Origin of the sequence: Nonomuraea sp. K271, from assembly GCF_009908215.1 — a bacterium.
In the GTDB taxonomy this organism is placed as follows: domain Bacteria; phylum Actinomycetota; class Actinomycetes; order Streptosporangiales; family Streptosporangiaceae; genus Nonomuraea; species Nonomuraea longispora.
Map to the genome: position 1 here is coordinate 1 of NZ_JAAAHR010000356.1, position 1,959 is coordinate 1,959.

Below are 1,959 nucleotides of genomic sequence, written 5' to 3' on the forward strand. Positions count from 1 at the left end.
TATCTAAACGGCATTGTTGCGCCACGCGCACGGAGAGGAGCGGTCTGTGAGGTAGGAGAGGACCGTATCGCTGTGCTGCTGCACGGAAGATGAAGGATTGGTGGCCCTTCGGCGTCGTCCTGCGGGGGGAGGCGTCAAACCACCCCGAGGTGCGTTAGCTGAAGACTGTCGTGCTGAGCGTCGGGGAAAAGGCGGGGGTGAGACTCCGTCAGGTGGGGACCGGGAAGACGAACGCGAGTGAACCACCGCTGAAGCGCTGAGAGTAGGAAATGGCATCGAAACCGGGGTCTCAATGCAATCCCGGGATGAGCCTGGCGGGAGCCCGCCGACTGGCCAGGCGGTGTCCGGCGTGCAGGTGGCGTGAGCCCGGTCTGCGGCTTTCGTGTGGAACGTGGGAAGGCGTGCGCCGACACGGCCCGACCCTGGGTTGAAAGGGGTGGGCGAGAGGGAGCGCACCGACCGGCGGAAACCGGGAGGTGCTGAGTACCGTCGCGGCGCGCGCCGGCGGACCGGCCCGTAGTAGCGATGAAGCCCTGGTAATCGGGGTGGAGCCAAGGGGCCGGCTCATCTGGAGATGTTCGTTCGAGCAACCGGAAGTGCTCCGGGAGGAGACGGGTGAGCATGTCGGGTCCGGGCGGGAAACCGTTCGACATACCCAAGCGCCTGGTGTGGAAGGCGTGGAAGCAGGTCAAGGCGAACAAGGGTGCCGCCGGGGTGGATGGGCAGTCCATCGAGGCGTTCGAGGTCGATCTGAGGGACAACCTCTACAAGATCTGGAATCGGATGTCGTCGGGGACCTACTTTCCCCCGCCGGTGAAGGCGGTGGAGATCCCCAAGCCGGGCGGGACGCGCGTGTTGGGCGTGCCGACCGTGGCCGATCGGGTGGCGCAGACCGTGGCCGCGCTGGCGCTGGAGCCTCGGACCGAGTCGATCTTCCATGACGACTCGTTCGGCTACCGGCCCGGGCGTGGGGCGCTGGATGCGGTGGCCCGATGCCGCCGACGCTGCTGGGAGAAGGACTGGGTCATCGACCTGGATGTCCGCAAATTCTTCGACAGCGTGCCATGGGATCTGATGATCAAGGCGGTGGCGGTCAACACCACGCATCAGCAGCGGTGGATCGTGCTGTATGTGCGCCGGTGGCTGGCCGCGCCGATCCTCACCACCGAGGGCAGGCTCGCGGAACGGGACCGGGGAACCCCGCAGGGTTCGGCGATTTCCCCCGTCCTGGCGAACCTGTTCATGCATTATGCGTTCGACTCCTGGCTGGAACGCGAGTTCCCGGCCGTGGAGTTCGAGCGGTTCGCTGACGACGCGGTGGTGCACTGCGCGACCGAGCGGCGGGCACGAGAAGTGCTGGCCGCGCTGGAGACGCGCATGGAGCAGGTCGGGCTGGAACTCCACCCGGCCAAGACGAAGATCGTGTACTGCAGGGACCGTAACCGCCGTCTCGATCATGAGGAGACGGCGTTCACGTTCCTGGGCTACACCTTCCGGGCCAGGAAAGCCCCGACCCGGGACAGGACGGCGATCTTCTCGGCGTTCCTGCCCGCGGTCAGCAAGGACGCCCTCAAGAAGATGGGCGCCGAGCTGCGATCCTGGCGGATCCATCTGCGCACCACCAGCGATCTGGGAGAACTGGCCCGCTGGATGAATCCGGTCATTCGCGGCTGGATCGCCTACTACGGCAAGTTCTACCGGACCGCGCTGAACGTCTTCCTCAAGCGCATCAACACCTACCTGGTGCGTTGGGCGCGACGGAAGTTCAAACGGTTGCGGTCGTTCAAGAAGGCCCAACGGTGGTGGACCGGGCTCCTGCAACGGCAGCCGACCCTGTTCGCACACTGGGCTTACATGACCGAGTTCTGACGGACTGGATGAGACGAGCGGAGTGACGAGAGATCGTCACGCTCCGTTCTGTGGGAGCCCGGAGGTGAGACTCCTCCGGGCCACCCGGCG

1 protein-coding gene is annotated in these 1,959 nt (G+C 65.7%); it reads left to right on the top strand.

The window, feature by feature from the left end:
• Positions 1 to 621 precede the first annotated feature (621 nt).
• Positions 622 to 1,869, top strand: coding sequence for a group II intron reverse transcriptase/maturase (ltrA, locus tag GUY59_RS46865; protein ID WP_138208827.1), 1,248 nt, complete (start codon positions 622 to 624; stop codon positions 1,867 to 1,869).
• The last annotated feature ends 90 nt before the right edge of the window (positions 1,870 to 1,959 follow it).